This window comes from Paraburkholderia sp. BCC1885, from assembly GCF_900996235.1.
Classification (GTDB): Bacteria; Pseudomonadota; Gammaproteobacteria; order Burkholderiales; family Burkholderiaceae; genus Paraburkholderia.
The window spans coordinates 1-922 of the sequence record NZ_CAAJGM010000018.1 but is presented as its reverse complement, the minus strand read 5'-3'; the positions used below and the strand labels follow the sequence as shown (position 1 = coordinate 922).

Below are 922 nucleotides of genomic sequence, written 5' to 3'. Positions count from 1 at the left end.
GATGCGCGAGCCGTCCGGCCGCGTCGCGGGCAGTGAGCTGCTCCAGCCCGTTACCCAGTTGCCGTCCGGTTTCCCGGTGGACATCGTCGCGCTCGAAATCCGCCACGCTCACACCGTCGAGCATCACACCGTGTACATGGCCCGAGCCGTAGGTCAGCCACTCGACCCGGTGACCATCGGGGCGCACGGTCGCCACCCGCACATCCAGTTCGTCGTACTCGTGCCGCCACACGAAGGTGTGGTCGTTTCTCCTCCCGTTGTCGTCGTCAATCCCCACGTGCAGCGTTTCACGCTCCAGATTGCCTGCCGCATCGTAGAACCGCCGCACGGTGGACTGGGCGTTGGCCGCATGCAGCAGCCGACCCAGCCCGTCATACGCAAACGACTCGCTCTCCACCTTCGCATCGCCCTGCGGGCGCGTGAACACCCGGCCCCGGTCGGTGAACTGCGCCTTCCAGCCGCGACGCCGTTTGAGCCGTCCCATCGCGTCGTAGTCGAATGCCTGCATCACATCGCCGTCGAGCTGGTTCGTGACCACCCCGCTGCCCGCCGCCCGGAAATACTGGACGGTCCTGCCGTCGAAACCCGTTTCACTGACGAGCCGCCCGCCCGCGTCATACTCAAACCGGTATTCGCTGCCGTTCCCGTTGCGCAGGCCCACGATCTGCCCCTGCGGATTCCAGCTGTAGGCGAGCTCTTCACCTTGCGCATTGGTACGCGCGGCAGGCAGCCCCGCAGCACTGTAGCGGTAATGCGTCTGCCGGTTCAGCGCGTCGGTGTGCGTGAGCAGCCGCCCTTCGGCGTCACGCCCGAACAGTTCACGGGTTTTGTCGGGCCGCACGAGCGCAGACAGCTGCCCCGCCTCGTATTCATATCGCGTGGTCTCGCCTGCCGCGTTCTGCGTGGCCACCAGCCGCCCGCG

1 pseudogene is annotated in these 922 nt (G+C 66.8%); it reads right to left on the bottom strand.

The features are described from left to right. Positions 1–922, bottom strand: a pseudogene (locus tag FQ755_RS01220) (RHS repeat protein); the annotation flags it as partial.